Origin of the sequence: Oligoflexus tunisiensis (genome assembly GCF_001748245.1) — a bacterium.
GTDB classification, from domain to species: Bacteria; Bdellovibrionota_B; Oligoflexia; order Oligoflexales; family Oligoflexaceae; genus Oligoflexus; species Oligoflexus tunisiensis.
Map to the genome: position 1 here is coordinate 1,658,241 of NZ_BDFO01000001.1, position 15,049 is coordinate 1,673,289.

Annotated in this window: 15 protein-coding genes; 11 read left to right on the top strand and 4 right to left on the bottom strand. The window is 54.0% G+C overall.

The window, feature by feature from the left end:
• Window positions 1-7: 7 nt before the first annotated feature.
• Genes OLTU_RS07170 through OLTU_RS07185 form a run of 4 tightly spaced genes read left to right on the top strand, consistent with a single transcriptional unit; the run spans window position 8 to window position 3,541 of the window.
• Window positions 8-1,168 carry an amino acid ABC transporter permease gene (locus OLTU_RS07170; RefSeq protein ID WP_141732072.1) on the top strand — a complete coding sequence of 387 codons (1,161 nt, stop codon included), beginning with the start codon at window positions 8-10 and terminating at the stop codon, window positions 1,166-1,168.
• A gap of 4 nt (window positions 1,169-1,172) precedes the next feature.
• Window positions 1,173-2,219, top strand: coding sequence for an amino acid ABC transporter permease (locus OLTU_RS07175; protein WP_141732073.1), 1,047 nt, complete (start codon window positions 1,173-1,175; stop codon window positions 2,217-2,219).
• A 13-nt stretch (window positions 2,220-2,232) separates the two neighbouring features.
• On the top strand, window positions 2,233-2,964 hold the full coding sequence (locus tag OLTU_RS07180) for an amino acid ABC transporter ATP-binding protein (RefSeq protein ID WP_141732074.1): 732 nt from the start codon (window positions 2,233-2,235) through the stop codon (window positions 2,962-2,964).
• 49 nt (window positions 2,965-3,013) lie between these two features.
• The gene (locus OLTU_RS07185; protein WP_141732075.1) at window positions 3,014-3,541 is read left to right on the top strand and encodes a glutathione peroxidase; all 528 of its coding nucleotides are present in this window, start codon (window positions 3,014-3,016) and stop codon (window positions 3,539-3,541) included.
• Window positions 3,542-3,640: 99 nt separating this feature from the next.
• Here OLTU_RS07185 and OLTU_RS07190 read toward each other — a convergent pair whose 3' ends face one another.
• The 3 genes from OLTU_RS07190 to OLTU_RS07200 all read right to left on the bottom strand — a co-directional run bounded on the left by OLTU_RS07190 (window position 3,641) and on the right by OLTU_RS07200 (window position 6,616).
• Window positions 3,641-3,865: a hypothetical protein gene (locus tag OLTU_RS07190; RefSeq protein ID WP_141732076.1), complete on the bottom strand. Its 225-nt coding sequence runs from the start codon at window positions 3,863-3,865 to the stop codon at window positions 3,641-3,643.
• A gap of 201 nt (window positions 3,866-4,066) precedes the next feature.
• Entirely contained in the window at window positions 4,067-5,362 is a 1,296-nt protein-coding gene (locus OLTU_RS07195; protein ID WP_141732077.1) for a phthiocerol/phthiodiolone dimycocerosyl transferase family protein, read from the bottom strand.
• Window positions 5,363-5,449: 87 nt separating this feature from the next.
• Complete coding sequence (locus tag OLTU_RS07200; protein ID WP_141732078.1) at window positions 5,450-6,616, bottom strand: MFS transporter; 1,167 nt, start codon at window positions 6,614-6,616, stop codon at window positions 5,450-5,452.
• Between the two features lie 167 nt (window positions 6,617-6,783).
• On the opposite strand from OLTU_RS07200, the gene OLTU_RS07205 reads away from it, so the two are divergent.
• The 4 genes from OLTU_RS07205 (at window position 6,784) to OLTU_RS07220 (ending at window position 8,334) form a co-directional block, all read left to right on the top strand.
• Entirely contained in the window at window positions 6,784-6,966 is a 183-nt protein-coding gene (locus OLTU_RS07205; RefSeq protein ID WP_141732079.1) for an SEC-C metal-binding domain-containing protein, read from the top strand.
• Between the two features lie 46 nt (window positions 6,967-7,012).
• Window positions 7,013-7,372: a hypothetical protein gene (locus OLTU_RS07210; RefSeq protein ID WP_141732080.1), complete on the top strand. Its 360-nt coding sequence runs from the start codon at window positions 7,013-7,015 to the stop codon at window positions 7,370-7,372.
• A gap of 27 nt (window positions 7,373-7,399) precedes the next feature.
• Window positions 7,400-7,843 (top strand): GFA family protein, encoded by a 444-nt coding sequence (locus OLTU_RS07215; protein WP_218109892.1) that lies wholly within the window; start codon window positions 7,400-7,402, stop codon window positions 7,841-7,843.
• A 65-nt stretch (window positions 7,844-7,908) separates the two neighbouring features.
• Window positions 7,909-8,334: an OsmC family protein gene (locus OLTU_RS07220; RefSeq protein ID WP_369696374.1), complete on the top strand. Its 426-nt coding sequence runs from the start codon at window positions 7,909-7,911 to the stop codon at window positions 8,332-8,334.
• Between the two features lie 32 nt (window positions 8,335-8,366).
• On the opposite strand, the gene OLTU_RS07225 is transcribed toward OLTU_RS07220, so the two are convergent.
• On the bottom strand, window positions 8,367-9,575 hold the full coding sequence (locus tag OLTU_RS07225) for a hypothetical protein (RefSeq protein ID WP_141732083.1): 1,209 nt from the start codon (window positions 9,573-9,575) through the stop codon (window positions 8,367-8,369).
• Between the two features lie 391 nt (window positions 9,576-9,966).
• On the opposite strand from OLTU_RS07225, the gene OLTU_RS07230 reads away from it, so the two are divergent.
• From OLTU_RS07230 to OLTU_RS07240, 3 genes are all read left to right on the top strand, one after another.
• Window positions 9,967-12,675: a PAS domain-containing protein gene (locus OLTU_RS07230; protein ID WP_176736407.1), complete on the top strand. Its 2,709-nt coding sequence runs from the start codon at window positions 9,967-9,969 to the stop codon at window positions 12,673-12,675.
• Window positions 12,676-13,209: 534 nt separating this feature from the next.
• Window positions 13,210-13,737, top strand: a complete 528-nt coding sequence (locus OLTU_RS07235) for a helix-turn-helix domain-containing protein (RefSeq protein ID WP_218109893.1) — start codon at window positions 13,210-13,212, stop codon at window positions 13,735-13,737.
• A 71-nt stretch (window positions 13,738-13,808) separates the two neighbouring features.
• The gene (locus OLTU_RS07240; protein ID WP_141732086.1) at window positions 13,809-14,993 is read left to right on the top strand and encodes an ISL3 family transposase; all 1,185 of its coding nucleotides are present in this window, start codon (window positions 13,809-13,811) and stop codon (window positions 14,991-14,993) included.
• Window positions 14,994-15,049: the final 56 nt, after the last annotated feature.

Below are 15,049 nucleotides of genomic sequence, written 5' to 3' on the forward strand. Positions count from 1 at the left end.
CTGAGGCATGGCTCAAGTCTCGGGAAAAAAATATCCATGGCGTAGCCTGCTCCTGCAGGCCCTGGCTCTGGCGGCTGTCGCTGGCCTGCTGGGGCTTATCATTCGCAACATCGTCCTCAACCTTGATGCGCGCGGGATCGCGTCCGGCTTTGGCTTTCTCAGTCAGCCGGCTGGATTTGACCTCGCCTTTCATCTTTTGCCTTATGATCAATCCTCGACGTTTGGCTGGCTCTTTCTCATCGCGCTGTTGAATACGCTTTTGGTCTCGGCCATCGGGGTGGTTTTTGCCACGATCCTTGGCCTGCTGGTGGCGCTGGCGCGCCTCTCCGCGAATCCCCTGCTGCGGCTCGTCGGCTCCTTTTATGTGGAAACGCTGCGGAATGTGCCGCTGCTTCTGCAGCTCTTCTTCTGGTATTTCGCCGTTCTGCGGAATCTGCCGGGACCGCGGGAGAGTCTTGAATTCCTTGGCTTCGCTTATTTGAATAATCGGGGTCTCTCGATTCCTTTCCCTCAGAATCCCATGGCCGCCCTTTACCTTGTGCTGGCCTTTGTCATCGGACTCATCGTCGGACACTACGCACGCCAGGCGGCGGTGAAGCAGCGTGTGGAACGCGGCCGTTTTCCGGTCTGGCATCTTCTGCCTTATGCGCTGCCCCTGCTCCTGCCCCTGCTGGTGATGCTCGGCAGACAGTGGCGGTTCAGCTGGCCGGAACTGCAAGGCTTCAACTTCAGCGGCGGGCTGCAGCTCATTCCCGAATTTGTGTCCCTGGTCGCGGCTCTCAGTCTTTATACGGCGGCCTTTGTCGCCGAAATTGTGCGAGCCGGTATTCTTTCCGTCCAGAAAGGTCAAATGGAAGCCGCCCAGGCCCTGGGTCTCTCGCGTTTCGATACGATGCGTCTGGTGATTCTGCCTCAGGCTCTGCGGGTGATCCTTCCGCCTTTGACGTCGCAGTATTTGAACCTGGTGAAAAATTCCTCGCTCGCTGCCGCGATTGCCTTCCCGGACCTCGTTCTGGTCTTTTCCGGAACGGCCATCAATATCACGGGGCAGGCGGTGGAAATCATGGCCATGGTGATGCTGGTTTATCTCGTGCTCAGTCTGACGATCAGCGCGGCCATGAACCATTATCAGAAGAGAACTTTGCACTATCTGGGTCAGAGGAGTTAAACGCATGGCGACCTCGTCGATGGCATGGTTTCGTTTTGCCAAAAAATCGCCGCTGCAACTTCTCGTGTCGGGAATCGTGCTGATCGGTCTCGTGTACCTCGGTTGGCCGGCTCTGGAATGGCTGTTTTTCAAGGCGCAATTCACCGGCACGGACCGCAGTGCCTGCACGGGGGAAGGCGCTTGCTGGGTCTTCGTGCGGGAACGATTCGATCAGTTCATCTTTGGTTTTTATGAAAAGAGTGAGCGCTGGCGACCCATGGTGGTCGCTGGTCTTTGGGCTTTGGGATTTATTCCTTTGCGCTGGACGCATTTTCCTGGAAGAAAATGGATCCTGCCGCTTCTGCTCGTGCTCCTGCCGGTCGGCAGCTGGTTTCTTCTGCGCGGAGGATTCTGGGGTCTGCCCTGGGTGGAGACTTCGCGCTGGGGCGGGCTCATGCTCACACTTTTGATTTCGGCGATCGGCATTTCCCTGTCGCTGCCGCTCGGCATCCTTCTGGCTTTGGGACGTCGCTCGGAATTGCCGCTCCTGCGCTGGATCACCGTCGCCTTTATTGAGCTTTGGCGCGGTGTGCCGCTGATCACCGTGCTCTTCATGGCCTCGGTGATGCTGCCCTTTTTTCTGCCGCCGGGCGTCGAGTTTGACAAGCTGCTTCGCTGTCTGGTGGGTGTTGTGCTCTTCACGAGCGCTTACATGGCGGAAGTGGTGCGGGCTGGTTTGGCGGCTGTTCCGAAAGGCCAGCATGAGGCGGCCGCGGCCCTGGGTTTTGGCTATTGGCAGAGCATGGGCCTTGTGGTTTTGCCCCAGGCCTTGCGCCAGGTGATTCCTGGCATCGTGAATACCTTTATCAGTTTGTTCAAGGATACGAGCCTTGTTTTGATCATTGGCATGTTCGATCTGCTTGGTATGGTGCAGGCGGCGGCAACCGATCCTGAGTGGATGGGTTTTGCCATGGAAGGTTATGTGTTCGCCGGTTTTGTATTTTGGCTCTTCTGCTTTTCGATGTCGCGGACCAGTCTGCGTCTGGAAAAACGTCTGGAGCAGGCTCGTTAAGGAGACAGGATAAATGCTGCAGTTGAATGCTGTTCATAAATGGTTTGGCGGTTTCCATGCTTTGAAGGGGATCAACCTTCAGGTGAAAAGCGGGGAAAAACTGGTGATCTGCGGACCCTCGGGTTCAGGGAAATCCACCCTGATCCGCTGCATCAATCGCCTGGAGGCGCATGATCAGGGGGAAATCATCGTAGATGGCATTCGGCTCGACGATTCCCCCAAGTCCATTGATGGCGTCCGCCGTCAGGTGGGGATGGTGTTTCAACAGTTCAACCTCTTCCCGCATCTCACCGTCCTGGAAAACCTTTGTCTCGCACCGATCTGGGTTCAGGGGCGTCCGAAAAAGGAAATAGAAGCGCAGGCGATGGAGTATCTGCAGCGGGTGAAGATACCCGACCAGGCGCATAAGTATCCTTCGCAGCTTTCCGGCGGTCAGCAGCAGCGCGTGGCCATTGCCCGGGCGCTCTGTATGAATCCGCGGATCATGCTCTTCGATGAACCCACCTCGGCGCTGGATCCTGAGATGATCAAGGAAGTGCTCGATGTGATGGTGGAACTCGCGGGCAGTGGCATGACCATGGTTTGCGTGACGCATGAAATGGGCTTTGCCCGTCAGGTGGCGGATCGGGTGATCTTTATGGATCAAGGCGAGATTATCGAGGAAGCCGCGCCCGAGGAATTTTTTACGCAGCCCAAGTCGGAGCGGACCCGGACGTTTATTGCTCAGGTGCTGCATCACGCTTAGCCTGAAAATATCGTACAATGGAGGGACCACAATAAAGAAGGGTCCATCCATGAAAAACCTAGTTCTCGCATTGACCTTGATGCTCTCCAGTGCCTCCGGTCTGTCCTCCGAAAAATTCCATGCCTTGAAATACACCAGCATCCAGGGCAAGGAGCAAAGCCTGAGTGCCTGGCAGGGCAAGGTGCTGCTGGTCGTGAACACCGCGTCCGAATGCGGCTACACAAGTCAGTATGAAGGTCTGGAAAAACTCCACAAGAAATACCAGGCGAAAGGTTTCACCGTGATCGGCTTTCCTTCTCCCAGTTTTGATCAGGAGCTGAAGACGGACAAGGAAGTGGCCGAATTCTGCAAACTGCGTTATGGGGTGACGTTTCCTCTTGCGAAGCGGGTTTCCGTCAAAGGCAAGGATATTGATCCCGTCTTCGATTACCTCACCAGGAATGCGCCGGAAAAGGGCGCAGTGAAGTGGAACTTTGAAAAGTTTCTCGTGGATCGGAAGGGCCGGGTTGTGGGGCGGTATCCCTCGAGCGTGAAGCCCGAGGAGTTGGCTACGGCTATTGAGAAGCAGCTTCAATAAGCGTCGCTACGGCTGAAAATGTGGGGATTCCTTCAGTATCGTTGATAAAGCATCAACAAAGCCCGCATCGCGGCAGGAAGGCCTTCCGCAATTGAAGCCTCATGACCTCAGCGCTCGTTCCACGAGGTCGTCTGAGAATTTTTTCACGTGCAGATCAGGAAAAGTGAGGGACAGTTCGTGAATGACATCCTTTGTCGAGTAGCCACTGAAATATCGTAATTCGAAAGCATAGGGCAAGGTTTTGTAATCGCGATTGTATGTTTGCCGCAGGTAAGCGGCAATAATTTCAATCCACTTCGTGTAGTCTGATTCATAGTTCAGCATATGGGGCTCGACCTTGAGTCCTAAGATGGTTCAACTCATACTACAAGTTTCATCGGAAATCGTGTCGCCTTCATCGAGTTGCCCCTTCCATCCGGTGGCAGATCATTAAAAATTTTAAGATTTTCAACTGCGGCGACGCGATAAAAAATAAAAAATCTCCCGCCTGGCTGGAATTCTTACGCCGGGACAGACTCTGAAATGTCAGGACCAGGCTTCTGCGGTTTTCGAATAGGCTCGCAGGATCCGAACCTTGTCCGCCGTCGCACCCACCAGCTCCAGCATTTTCTCCTCCAGCCGCTGCAGAATACGCGGCCCGGCATCAGGTCCCATCTTTTCCAGCGAGGTTTGCAGATCCACGTAAAGCCGTCCCTGATACGTAATCAGCACCAGAGCAAAAGGATCCTTCACGCCCTGCGCACTCAGCGCATGATGCTCATAAACCTGAGCCCCCTCGATCTCAGGAAAATTCTCAATCCGTCCCAGATTGCTGATACTCACCGTGGGCCGATGCTGGGAGGCATAGGTTGAATCCATGGGCGCTTTGGGTTGGCGCGCACCACGGGCCAGGAGAGCGAGCAGGTAGGGACGCCCTTCCTCCACACCTGCGCGCAAGGTGTCGTGACATTGGCGGGCCAGCGTCCAGACATCCATGTCGGGATGCAGCTGATAGAGGGCCATATGCCCCGCAATGAAAAGCCCGACCTCCTCGGGTCCTGCACCGACACCAGCACGTAAACTGACCGGCGTATTCAAGGACACATTCTGGATTTCGCCGTTCCCATAAAGTTCATAAATCGTCTGCAGAGCCAAAGCACAGAAGGCTCCAAAGAGATTGCTTCCGTGCTGGCGGGCAAGGGCATTCAGCTCCTGGGCATGATGAAAGACAAAGCCATGGGACAGGGTCTGCTGCGTCCAGGCCGCTGAACCAACCTGAAGAGCCGGTCCCATCTTTCCAAGCTTGAAGATAAAACAAAAGGCCCGCCACCAGCCACGAAACCCACGAAATTTCGCAGGAAAACGCTGCTCCATGGGCAACGATGGTGGGGCCACCGGCAGGGAATCCCCACGATAGAGCAGCAGCAAAGCTCGACAGAGATAACTCGAAGATAACCCATCCGCCAGCGCATGACTTAAACTCAGGAGGACATCGCAGCCTCGCTCGCTTTCGAGCACATGCACGCAGGCCAATCCATCGCCCACCGCATAGCGCCGCTGCATTTCCTTTTCCAGGAGCCGCCGCCAGTGTTCATCACCTTGCATTTTTTCAACATGAAACGGCAGGAAGGCCGGAGCATAGGCCAGGGAAAAACGCAGGAAAGGATCAGCCACGATCGAAGCGCGGAGGAGAGGAAAGACGTCCCCGAGCCGGCGGGTCGCCTCCTGCCAGCGTGCCCGATCGCAGGATCCTCGCAGTCTTAAGACCGCGCATATATTCGTGGAGCCCACCAGATTCTGATGGTGGAACTGCCGCTCAAGGCCGCCCAGGTGTCTTTCCATATATCACTCGTGGTGTGAAGATTCCATCGCAAGCTAGGATCTCTCCCACGGAATGTCCATACGAAAAAAATGAAGCCACCATGATGATCACTTCAAACGCATGATAAGCAGGGCTCCCACTCCAATCGCAGCGGTCACCGCCCCTAAAGCCGGCAGCCCGTGTTGAATGAAAGGCGCCACCAGAGCCGTTCCTACGGCTGAGGTTCCCATGATTGCCAGGATGACGAGGGCTGAGCCGCGCGCGTCATCTCCCTTGGCCGCAATGATCGCCTGAAAAAATCCGGGCGGGCCGCGCAGTCCCAGTCCGACATTCATCGGAATGAAAAGAGGAATCAACATCCAGGGATCGCGACCACCCGCGAGGCCATAAAGGAAAAGGGCCAGTCCCGACAGAGCGGCCAGCCAGGTTCCCAGGCGAATCATGGTCTCACTTCCAAACCGTGCCACCGCTTTCTGAGCAAAGTTCGCTGCGAGTATATAAGTGAAGACGGCAATCATTTGCATGCGAATGAAATCGGACAGCTGGCCGCCCCAACTTTGTACGATGACCGTCGGAGCGCCAAAGACAAAGGTCAGAAGCCCACCGAGAACAAAGGCCTGGCTCAAGGCATAACGCAGATAAATGCGATCCCGCAGAAGTTTTCCATAACTGCCTGGCGTGGTCAGCGTCGGAACCTCGGGCATGAATTTCAAAAGAAAAAAGCCAGCCAAAGCCAGAAGACCCGAAAGAACAGCACTCAAATAAAAGGATGCGTCCCAACCCCAGCGCACCAAAAGAAAGGCCCCGACCACAGGGGCAAACGCCGGCACCAGCGATTCAATGCTGCCGATCAGCCCGATCATGCGGACCGCCTTATCCGGCGCCAGCATCCTCCGAATAAATCCTGGACCGAAAACCACCGCTGCGGAGCCGCTCGCACCCTGCAGGAGGCGCAATGCAATCAGAGTCGGCAGATTGTCAGCAAGACCACAGGCCAGCGAGAGCAGCGCATAAAGCACGAGCGAAATCATCAGCAGCCTGCGCTGATCGAAGCGATGACCCAAATGACCAAAAAGAAGAAGTCCGCCGGCTGTGCCCGCGACAAAACTGGCCAGAACGAACTGGGCTTCGGCTGCGGTTCCCCCCAGGGCCTCGGGCAGACTCGGAACGGCGGGAAGCACCAGGTCAATACCAGCTATGCCTAGAATGTTACCTGCCGCCAGGAGGGCCAGGGAAAGCCAGACCCCGGAATGAATACGTTGTTCAGAAGACATGCTCGCCATCCTTGCCGATTTCTGATGATGAAAGGGCCAGTGTAACCTGGCTCGGCCCCGGTTCCCATCGCAGCCTGGGCTTCGAGGACAGTATCTCGCTCTTGCCGCCCTTGACGCATCCAGGTAGAGTGCGGGTCCAGCTCCCTTTTTTGTGTCAGGAGTCTTCGATGGAAGAGCAAAAACAAAGTCAGGAAAAAATCGAGCACGGTCATGTGCATGGTCCCAACTGTTCCCATCACCACCATCATCAGGAACCTTTCGTTCGCAAAGAAGTCAAGGTGGGACGTAATGATCCCTGTCCTTGCGGTTCTCAGCAAAAATACAAGAAATGCTGTGGCAAGGGTTCGTGAAGCCGGGTATTTTTAAGGGAAACCTTTTTAATAGCCCGGGATAAACATGAAACTGGAAATCGATTTTCACGGTTCCGAGATCGCCGATGTCAAGACCGGTTCAAACGAACTGGAAATTGTTTTCAGTCAGGTGGTGATCGTGCAGGCCGGCGGCCCGAACGTGTCCGTGCCGGCTGTGTTGAGAGTCGGACAGCCCAAGTATTCCAAGCTGCCCAAAAAGGGGCGCCTCACCGATGGCGAACTGTACGGACTTCCGGGCAAGCCCCTCAACGGCCGCATTCCTGTGGATCTGAAATGCGAGCGTGATGGTGAGCTCTCGCTGTCCTTTGAAGACAAGGACTATACGATTCATGGCAAGAGCTTTCACGTGATCGCCGATTTAACGAAGCTGCCAACCCGCAATTGAACGCCTGGCAGCCACCAGGAGTTGATGATGAATCCTGTCCGAGGTTCGTGCCTTTGCGAAGGCATTCGCTTTGAACTGCGCATGCCCTCCAAGTGGGTGGCGCACTGTCACTGCTCGCTCTGCCGTCGGGCGCATGGCGCTCCGTTTGTCACCTGGGTCGGCGTGAAAGCGGATCAGTTCCGGATCACAGCCGGCACGGAATTGATCGGCACATATCATTCCACACCAGGGGCCAGCCGCCGCTTTTGCAAAACCTGCGGCAGTCCTCTCTTTTTTGAATCCCAAAACTGGCCGGATGAAGTTCACATCGCCGTTGCGCATCTCAAGGATCCGCTGGATAAAGCTCCCCAGGCTCACGTTCACTATGATAGCAAGGCGGATTGGATCGTAGTGAAAGATGGTCTTCCTCTCCATGGTGCTCCCGGCACAGGTCCTCTGCTACCTAATAACACCCAAAAGAGCGACAATTAACTTGCGATTCGCCGCGATTCCAGGTTGTGATACTCCGCGAAGTTTCAACAACGGAGTATCCCATGATCACGAAAGAAGCAAATGTCGTTTGGCGTGGCGACGGCAAGTCCGGTCAGGGTGAAATCACAACCCAAAGCAAAGCCTTGAGTGCTGTTCCCTATGGTTTTACGTCACGTTTTGAACAGGGCAAGGGCACCAATCCTGAGGAATTGATTGCAGCCGCGCATGCGGGTTGTTTTTCGATGGCTCTGGCGTTCCGTCTCGCTGAGGCCGGATTTCAACCGCGTGAACTCAGAACCAAAGCGGCCGTATCGATGGATAAGGAAGGCAGTGGATTTACGATCAAGGAATCCAGGCTAACGCTCGAAGCCAGCGTTCCGGAAATCGATGAACAGAAATTCAAGGACCTCGCCGCCGAAGCCAAGGCCAACTGTCCCGTTTCCAAACTCCTGAACGCAAAAATTATTCTGGATGCCCAGCTGGTGAAGTGAAATTGTCAGGACTTACGTCCAGGGCCTTCGTCCTATTCCGACGAGGGCCTGGATCCTGCGAGGGCCTGGATCCCGATGGCAGGCAGGGCATTCGCAATCTCATTGATCAGGCCCAGGCCATCCTCCGTGTGACCATCCGAATAACGGAGCGAGAGCGCACGATATTCATCCGTCAGGATCGAAGCAAACTGATTCTGCCGACAGCGATAGAGCCAGCGGATGACGGCGGCCAGGAACACGAGCGCGAGCTCCGGATCGGCCAGCTCATGCAGGTCCTTCAGATGGCGTCCAATCCTTTCGATTTTGTGCAGCATGGCCAGATCGGAATTATAAAGCTGCTCCATGAATTGAACGAGGCGGCTGGCCTGACTTTCCAGAAGATACAACTCTTCGGTTTTTTCCTTGGCCTTTTGCCGGACGGTGCCGGTCAGATCCTTCCAGGGTTCCCGTTGTTTCGAAGCAAAAAGCCAAAGCTGCCCCAGAAACACATCAAGCGGTTCCAATTTATTCTTGAGCCTTTTCAGGCAGAGCATAAGATTTTTAGGATCACCGGTCAAACGCATGTGCGTGACGGTCTCTTCATATTCCAGCAGCCGCGCCTTGTCCGGATCCTCTTGAAAAATGCTTTGCAAAAGCTGAAGACGGGCCTGCAGCAGCGCGGAGTCACCGCTGAGCCTCTGAATGCGCAGAAGCAGTCGCTGACCCAGCCACTGCTCTTCGAGAGCTTCAGGCATGATTTGATCATAAACGGCAAGAGCCACCTGGGCGACGCGAACATGACCCAGACGCCAGGATTGGGTGCCGCGCAGGAGAGGTGAAAGTTCCACACAGTCGCGTGCATCACGACCCATATGGTCGGCGATCATGGTATGCACCAGGCTTTCCCAGTGAGAACCACCCTGCAGTCTGTGTTCCGCAAATTTCAAATGAAGTTTGGAGTAAAGCCAGCTGTTCTGGGAGGACACGGGTTGAATCTGGCAAAACAAAAGACAACGTTCCGCTGTTTCACGCAGCTGCTGTTTATCCCGTTCCTTGAGCGCCTGCAGACTGATATCAAGATCCATGATCCTGAGAACAACAAAGAATGCCTCCAGAGCTGCGGGTGCTGTATCGATTGGCTTGGCAGCGAGGCTGGCCAGAAGCACCTGTAAAAGCTCGACCCTGGTTCCCGCGAAGGCATTGCACATGGCCTCCGTTTTCTGTTCGACTGTTCGGATGAAATCGCCACTCATTTTTTTCATAACTGTGCCCTCTTATAACCTGCATGGTGCAGGGAAAAGAGCAATGTTCATACCGTCATGCTATATTTTAATCCTCCGAAATTGCTTGCTTATTTCCACTCCGACAGCTGGTGCTGGAGGGTCATATGCCAGGAAAAAAACAGGGATCTCAGGCTTTTGATGCAAGTCAGGATAAATGCAGTAAAAAACGCTGCACCCCTGGCGTTGGTTCCGTAGCTGAACCCTGACCTCGTGTAATTTTTTGAATAAACCTATGAAATCTCATGGAAACCTGCCGAAGCCTGTTGTCCTGGACTGGCAGATTTTCAGACAGTCATGGACCGATGATTTCCCCTCGTCTTCTTTTCTGTTAGAAGGAGCTAAGGATACAGTGCTTGCAAGGAGGCGCGGAATGGAAACCCATGAGCCTGTCAGCAGTTCAAATACTGCCGCGCTTTTAAGTCAATTCAAGCCCAGCATACAGTCCCATTTTTTGGAACGCTTGCGGGCGCAGGGGCAGGACTCTTCCTGCCTTGCCGCTGTATTGCCTGAGTTGCTCGACGGGCTTCTGTTGGCTTTGGCTGATGCCAGCAACGGACACAACAAACCCCCGATGTTGGATGTGCGTGTTCCCTTGGGCTCCATCGTCAGCGAGCTCGGCCTTCTGCGCGACGTGCTGGAAACGTTTCTATCGGGTCACGTGGATATCAGCCGCATGCATCGCTTCCTGGATCGGTGTCTGGAAGCGGCCGCCTCGACCCATGAGGAGGTGGAGCGCGAAGCCCAAAAGCGCCTTTTTGATTTCTTTCAGCTCGTGCCCATTCCGATCTGTGTCGTCATGGGTGAAGAGAAGCGCGTGACGTTCGCCAATTCCTCCTTTTTGGATTTTGTCGCGCGTCCGGTTCTTGGCATGACTCTGCAGGAAATTTTTAGCCACGAGGAGGTCGCACCCTATCTGCCGTATATTGAGAATGTTTTGGCCACGGGGAAGCCGTGTTTCCTCAAGGAACTGAAGGTGCTGGCCAGTATTGGCACGGGCCAGGGGGAGCGCTGGATTGATACCAGTTACTATCCTCTAGGTGATGTCGGTTCTCCCCCGCGCGGGGTTATCGCCCTGCACTATGACGTCACCGATCAGGTTCAGCATCGCATGCGGCGCGAGCTCAGTGAGCGGCGCCTGAAGCAGACGGAGGACCAGTTAAGCCGGGCGGCGATCGTCTCGAAGGTGGGTTTTTTCGATTGGGACATGCGGCAGAATTTGATTCATTTGAACCGCCAGATGCGGCTGGATTGGGGCACGGATGCGGAATCCTATACTCCGGATGAACTGGAAGCCATGATCCATGTCGGGGACCTTGAGCAGATCAGGGCTGCCGGACGCCGCGCGATCGCCGAGCGGTGCTCCTATGCAACTCAGTGCCGGGTGGTGCGGCCGTCCGATCACAAGATAGTCTGGGTCGAGGTGCAGGGCGAAATCACCTACGATGATGACAATAAGCCTTTGCGCTTTTTCGGGACCTCGCGCAACATCACCGAGCGTAAGGAGGCCGAACTCAAGCTGTCAGCGGAAAAGCATAAGTTTGAAGTGATTTTTCGCGAGGCGCCGGCGTCGATGGCGCTCTGGAAGGGGCCGGATTTTGTCTTTGAGCTGGTGAATCCGCAATTCGAACGTTTTTTTCAGGGTCGCCAGTTCATCGGCAAAACCCTATGCGAAGCCCTGCCGGAGTTTCTGGACCAGCCCTTCTTAAATCTCCTGCGGCAGGTGTATGAAACGGGAAAAACCTTTGTCGCCAGCGAATTCCCCGCAAAAGTCGCCCGCTGCAAGGGAGGTCCTCTGGAGGATTGTTATCTGGACTTCAGTCTGGCCCGCATTCACGATGATATGGGCCAGCCCTATGGTGTTTTCAGCCATACCGTCAACGTCACCGACAAGGTCAGGGCGCGTGATGAAGCGCGGGCGGCCAGCCTTTCGAAAAGCCATTTTCTTGCGAATATGAGCCACGAAATTCGCACACCTTTGGCCGCCATCCTGGGTTTCAGTGCGCTTCTGCGGGATCCCAACCTGCCGGATTCCGAGCGCGAGGTTTTTGTGGACACGATCGTGAGAAATGGCCAGGCCCTGACGCGCATCATCGATGATATTCTGGACCTGGCCAAGGTTGAGGCCGGGCGGCTGGAAATGGAACATCTGGAATTTTCGCTGCCGGAATTGATCGATGAAGTTCTCCTGCTCTTCAAGGACCGGGTCCAGCAGAAGCACCTGCAGCTGACGGCGGATATCGCCGCGGATGTGCCCGAACGCATCGCCTCGGATCCTTTGCGTCTGCGGCAGATCCTGGTAAACCTGGTCGGCAATGCCGTGAAGTTTACCAACAAAGGCAGTGTTCAAATCCTCTGCCGCGCTGCGAAACATGGCGATGGTTTTGACCTGACCATCGATACCAGGGACACCGGCATCGGCCTCAGTCCGGAGCAAAAGGAGCGACTTTTCCAGCCCTTTGCCCAGGCGGATCAATCCACGACACGCAAATTCGGTGGAACCGGTCTGGGTCTTGCGCTTTCGCAGCGTCTGGCGGAAGCGCTGGGTGGTCGTATCACCATTCCGCATTCGGCGCCGGGACAGGGCTCCACATTTTCCCTGCAATTCAAAGTGCAGGAAGCGACGACCACGGCCGAGCCTCAATTAAAAGGCCCGGCGCCGTCCATGGACGCCTATCAGCTGCGTGGCGTTCGGGTGCTGGCGGTCGATGATTCCCCCGACAATCTTTTTCTGGTGAAAAGTTTTCTGGCCAAAAGTGGAGCCATCGTGGCCACGGCTGCCGATGGGCGGCATGCGATCGAGCTGGCCGGCACCCATGCTTATGACATTATTCTGCTGGATATCCAGATGCCCGAAATGGACGGTTATCAGACCATCCAGAAGCTGCGGGAACAGGGTTTTAAAAATCCTATCGTGGCTCTGACCGCGCACGCCATGGTGGATGAACGTCACCATACGCAGCAGGCCGGATTCAATGCACACCTGACCAAACCGCTCGATGCCCTGGAGCTGATCGCGACAGTGTCCCGCCTGGCCCGCTGTCCGCCTGCTGTCTGGATGGGGAATGAACTCAGGGGGTGATAAACGCACGTCGCCCCCTTTAGCTCCAGCTCAGAATATCAAGCTATTTATCTATTATTATTGGAAAATTCTCAACTCACAGTTTTTGGCCTCAGATAAAAATTATATGAGGCCAAAATAAGCGTTGTCGCAGAACCTCAGAAGAAATGCCTTGTCTTTTTAGATGAATTGCCATGGCTATATACGCGCAAATCCAAACTGCTCGACGCCCTGGATCACATCTGGAATACCGAATTGAGTCTGATTCCTGAGGTCAAACTCGTCGTATGCGGCAGTGCCACATAATGGATGATCAAACATATAGTGCAGGCCAAGGGAGGACTTCACAATCGGTTGAGCCAGACCATTTCCCTGCAGCCTTTCAATCTCAGTGAGGTGCGAGAGTTTCTGCAAGACCGCGGTCTAAACTACGCCTTTCCCCAGGTGACCGAACTCTTTCTCGCGTTTGGCGGTGTACCCTATTATTTGAGTCTTTTGCGATCCGAGGAATCGCCCACACAGGCAATATCTCGACTTTGCTTTGGCCATGGCGCTTTGCGCAATGAGTTTGATGTTATGTTTAAGGCTCTTTTTTCTGAACACAGCCAACACGAAGCGATCATTCGAGCCCTGGCAGAGAAACGTCGCGGCCTTACTCGCAAAGAATTGCTCGAGAAGTTGGATATCAGTACCGGCGGGCGTGTGGATCTTTGGCTGCAGGATCTGGAACAGTGTGGGTTTATCAGTCAGATCCCGTTCGTGGAGGGTAAAAAGAAGACGACCTACTATCGCGTCATCGATGAGTTCCTGCTGTTTCACCTTCGCTGGATTGAAGGCGCTGGCAAAGGGGTACTGGCGGATGATCACGATCACTTTCTGTTGCAGAAATCCACGCAGGCTTATGAGAGCTGGTCAGGCTTTGCTTTCGAAAATGTCGTGTTCCAGCATCTCAAGCAGGTCAAAGCTGCTTTGGGGCTGCAAAAAATCTCTGTTGAGGCTGCGGTTTGGCAGAAAAAAGTTGCAAAACTGGAGAAGGATAAAGGGGTCTTCTCGGTTGAGTGTGGGTCATCGTTTAGAAAATGAAAATAGGAACATAGGGCTTCTCTGATTAGGTTTGGTTTACCACAACGTCAACCAAATCAGGGATTTACCCTATGTCTATGGACAACCTAGCACGGATCATTGCCCTTCCTGAACTGCAAATTACTGAAGTCAAGCATGCCTCAGGCAATACCATCACCATGACGTGCATAAAGACCTCAGAATTTGAAGTCTGTCCGAAATGTGCATCGAAGGCTGACAGGATTTATGATCATAGAAACGTGACCATTAAGGATGAGCCACTTCGCTCGAAGAGCGTTTTTCTGGTGATTCGAAAGCGGCGATTTTTCTGCAAGGCTTGCAGAAAACCATTTATGGAGCCGGTGCAGGGAATTGGCAAAGGCAGGCGTACAACTCATAGATTTCAGGCCAGTGTTTGCCGCGCTGCAGAGCTTTATTCAGACCTGAAGTCAGTGCAAAAAACTTACAGGTGCTCTGCGGATACAGTTTACAGGGCAACCTATGGTCAGCTCGAACTTAATCAAAGAAAACGGCAATACCCCTTGCCTTCTGCGATCGGCATTGATGAACATTCGATACGAAAGCCACGTTTCAAAGCCACCATTTATGCGACGATGCTTGTCGATCACAGGAACAGGCGCGTCTATGATCTTATGGAGGGCCGTTCGAAAACGGAGGTTGAAGAGGGCCTGAGAAAGCTGCAAGGATGCCAGAACGTAAAACAGGTCACCCTGGATCTTTCTCCCACCTATCGAGATCTTGCCAGGACGTGGTTTCCCAATGCTGATTTGATCGCGGATCGATTCCACGTTCAAAGACTATTCACGAAGAAAGTAAATCGACTCCGTAAACGAATCACGGGAGATAAAAGATCGCATCCGATGCGAAAGCTCCTTCTTCGAAATTTGGAAGATCTCGAATGGTACGAAAAGCGGGTCGTATGGCAATGGCTTGGCTTTCATCCGGCACTCAAGGAAATATACGAATTCAAGGAGGCCATGCGAAGATTTTACAAAATTCGCGGATACAAGCGGGCTAAAAAGGCCCTTGGCAGGATCTGTGACCGCATGGGGTACTCGAAAAACAAGGATGTGCTCGAACTGAGAAAAGTGATTTTGGATTGGTGGGATGAGATTCTGAACTACCACCGCTATAACGGCATGAGCAATGGTCGGGTGGAAGGATTTAACAGAAAGGCAAAGCTTTGTCAGAGAAGAGCTTACGGGTTTAAGAAGTTCAAAAACTACAGACTGAGGCTTTTGAACCTATGTGCATGATTGATTTCGGGGCGTCGCCCACACTCAATCGCAATGGCATTCGGTTATGAATATAA

Bases quoted from the DNA above. Each gene is read 5' to 3' on its own strand.
- OLTU_RS07170 (WP_141732072.1), top strand. From the start codon at position 8: ATGGCTCAAGTCTCGGGAAAAAAATATCCATGGCGTAGCCTGCTCCTG.
- OLTU_RS07175 (WP_141732073.1), top strand. From the start codon at position 1,173: ATGGCGACCTCGTCGATGGCATGGTTTCGTTTTGCCAAAAAATCGCCG.
- OLTU_RS07180 (WP_141732074.1), top strand. From the start codon at position 2,233: ATGCTGCAGTTGAATGCTGTTCATAAATGGTTTGGCGGTTTCCATGCT.
- OLTU_RS07185 (WP_141732075.1), top strand. From the start codon at position 3,014: ATGAAAAACCTAGTTCTCGCATTGACCTTGATGCTCTCCAGTGCCTCC.
- OLTU_RS07190 (WP_141732076.1), bottom strand. From the start codon at position 3,865: ATGCTGAACTATGAATCAGACTACACGAAGTGGATTGAAATTATTGCC.
- OLTU_RS07195 (WP_141732077.1), bottom strand. From the start codon at position 5,362: ATGGAAAGACACCTGGGCGGCCTTGAGCGGCAGTTCCACCATCAGAAT.
- OLTU_RS07200 (WP_141732078.1), bottom strand. From the start codon at position 6,616: ATGTCTTCTGAACAACGTATTCATTCCGGGGTCTGGCTTTCCCTGGCC.
- OLTU_RS07205 (WP_141732079.1), top strand. From the start codon at position 6,784: ATGGAAGAGCAAAAACAAAGTCAGGAAAAAATCGAGCACGGTCATGTG.
- OLTU_RS07210 (WP_141732080.1), top strand. From the start codon at position 7,013: ATGAAACTGGAAATCGATTTTCACGGTTCCGAGATCGCCGATGTCAAG.
- OLTU_RS07215 (WP_218109892.1), top strand. From the start codon at position 7,400: ATGAATCCTGTCCGAGGTTCGTGCCTTTGCGAAGGCATTCGCTTTGAA.
- OLTU_RS07225 (WP_141732083.1), bottom strand. From the start codon at position 9,575: ATGAAAAAAATGAGTGGCGATTTCATCCGAACAGTCGAACAGAAAACG.
- OLTU_RS07230 (WP_176736407.1), top strand. From the start codon at position 9,967: ATGGAAACCCATGAGCCTGTCAGCAGTTCAAATACTGCCGCGCTTTTA.
- OLTU_RS07240 (WP_141732086.1), top strand. From the start codon at position 13,809: ATGTCTATGGACAACCTAGCACGGATCATTGCCCTTCCTGAACTGCAA.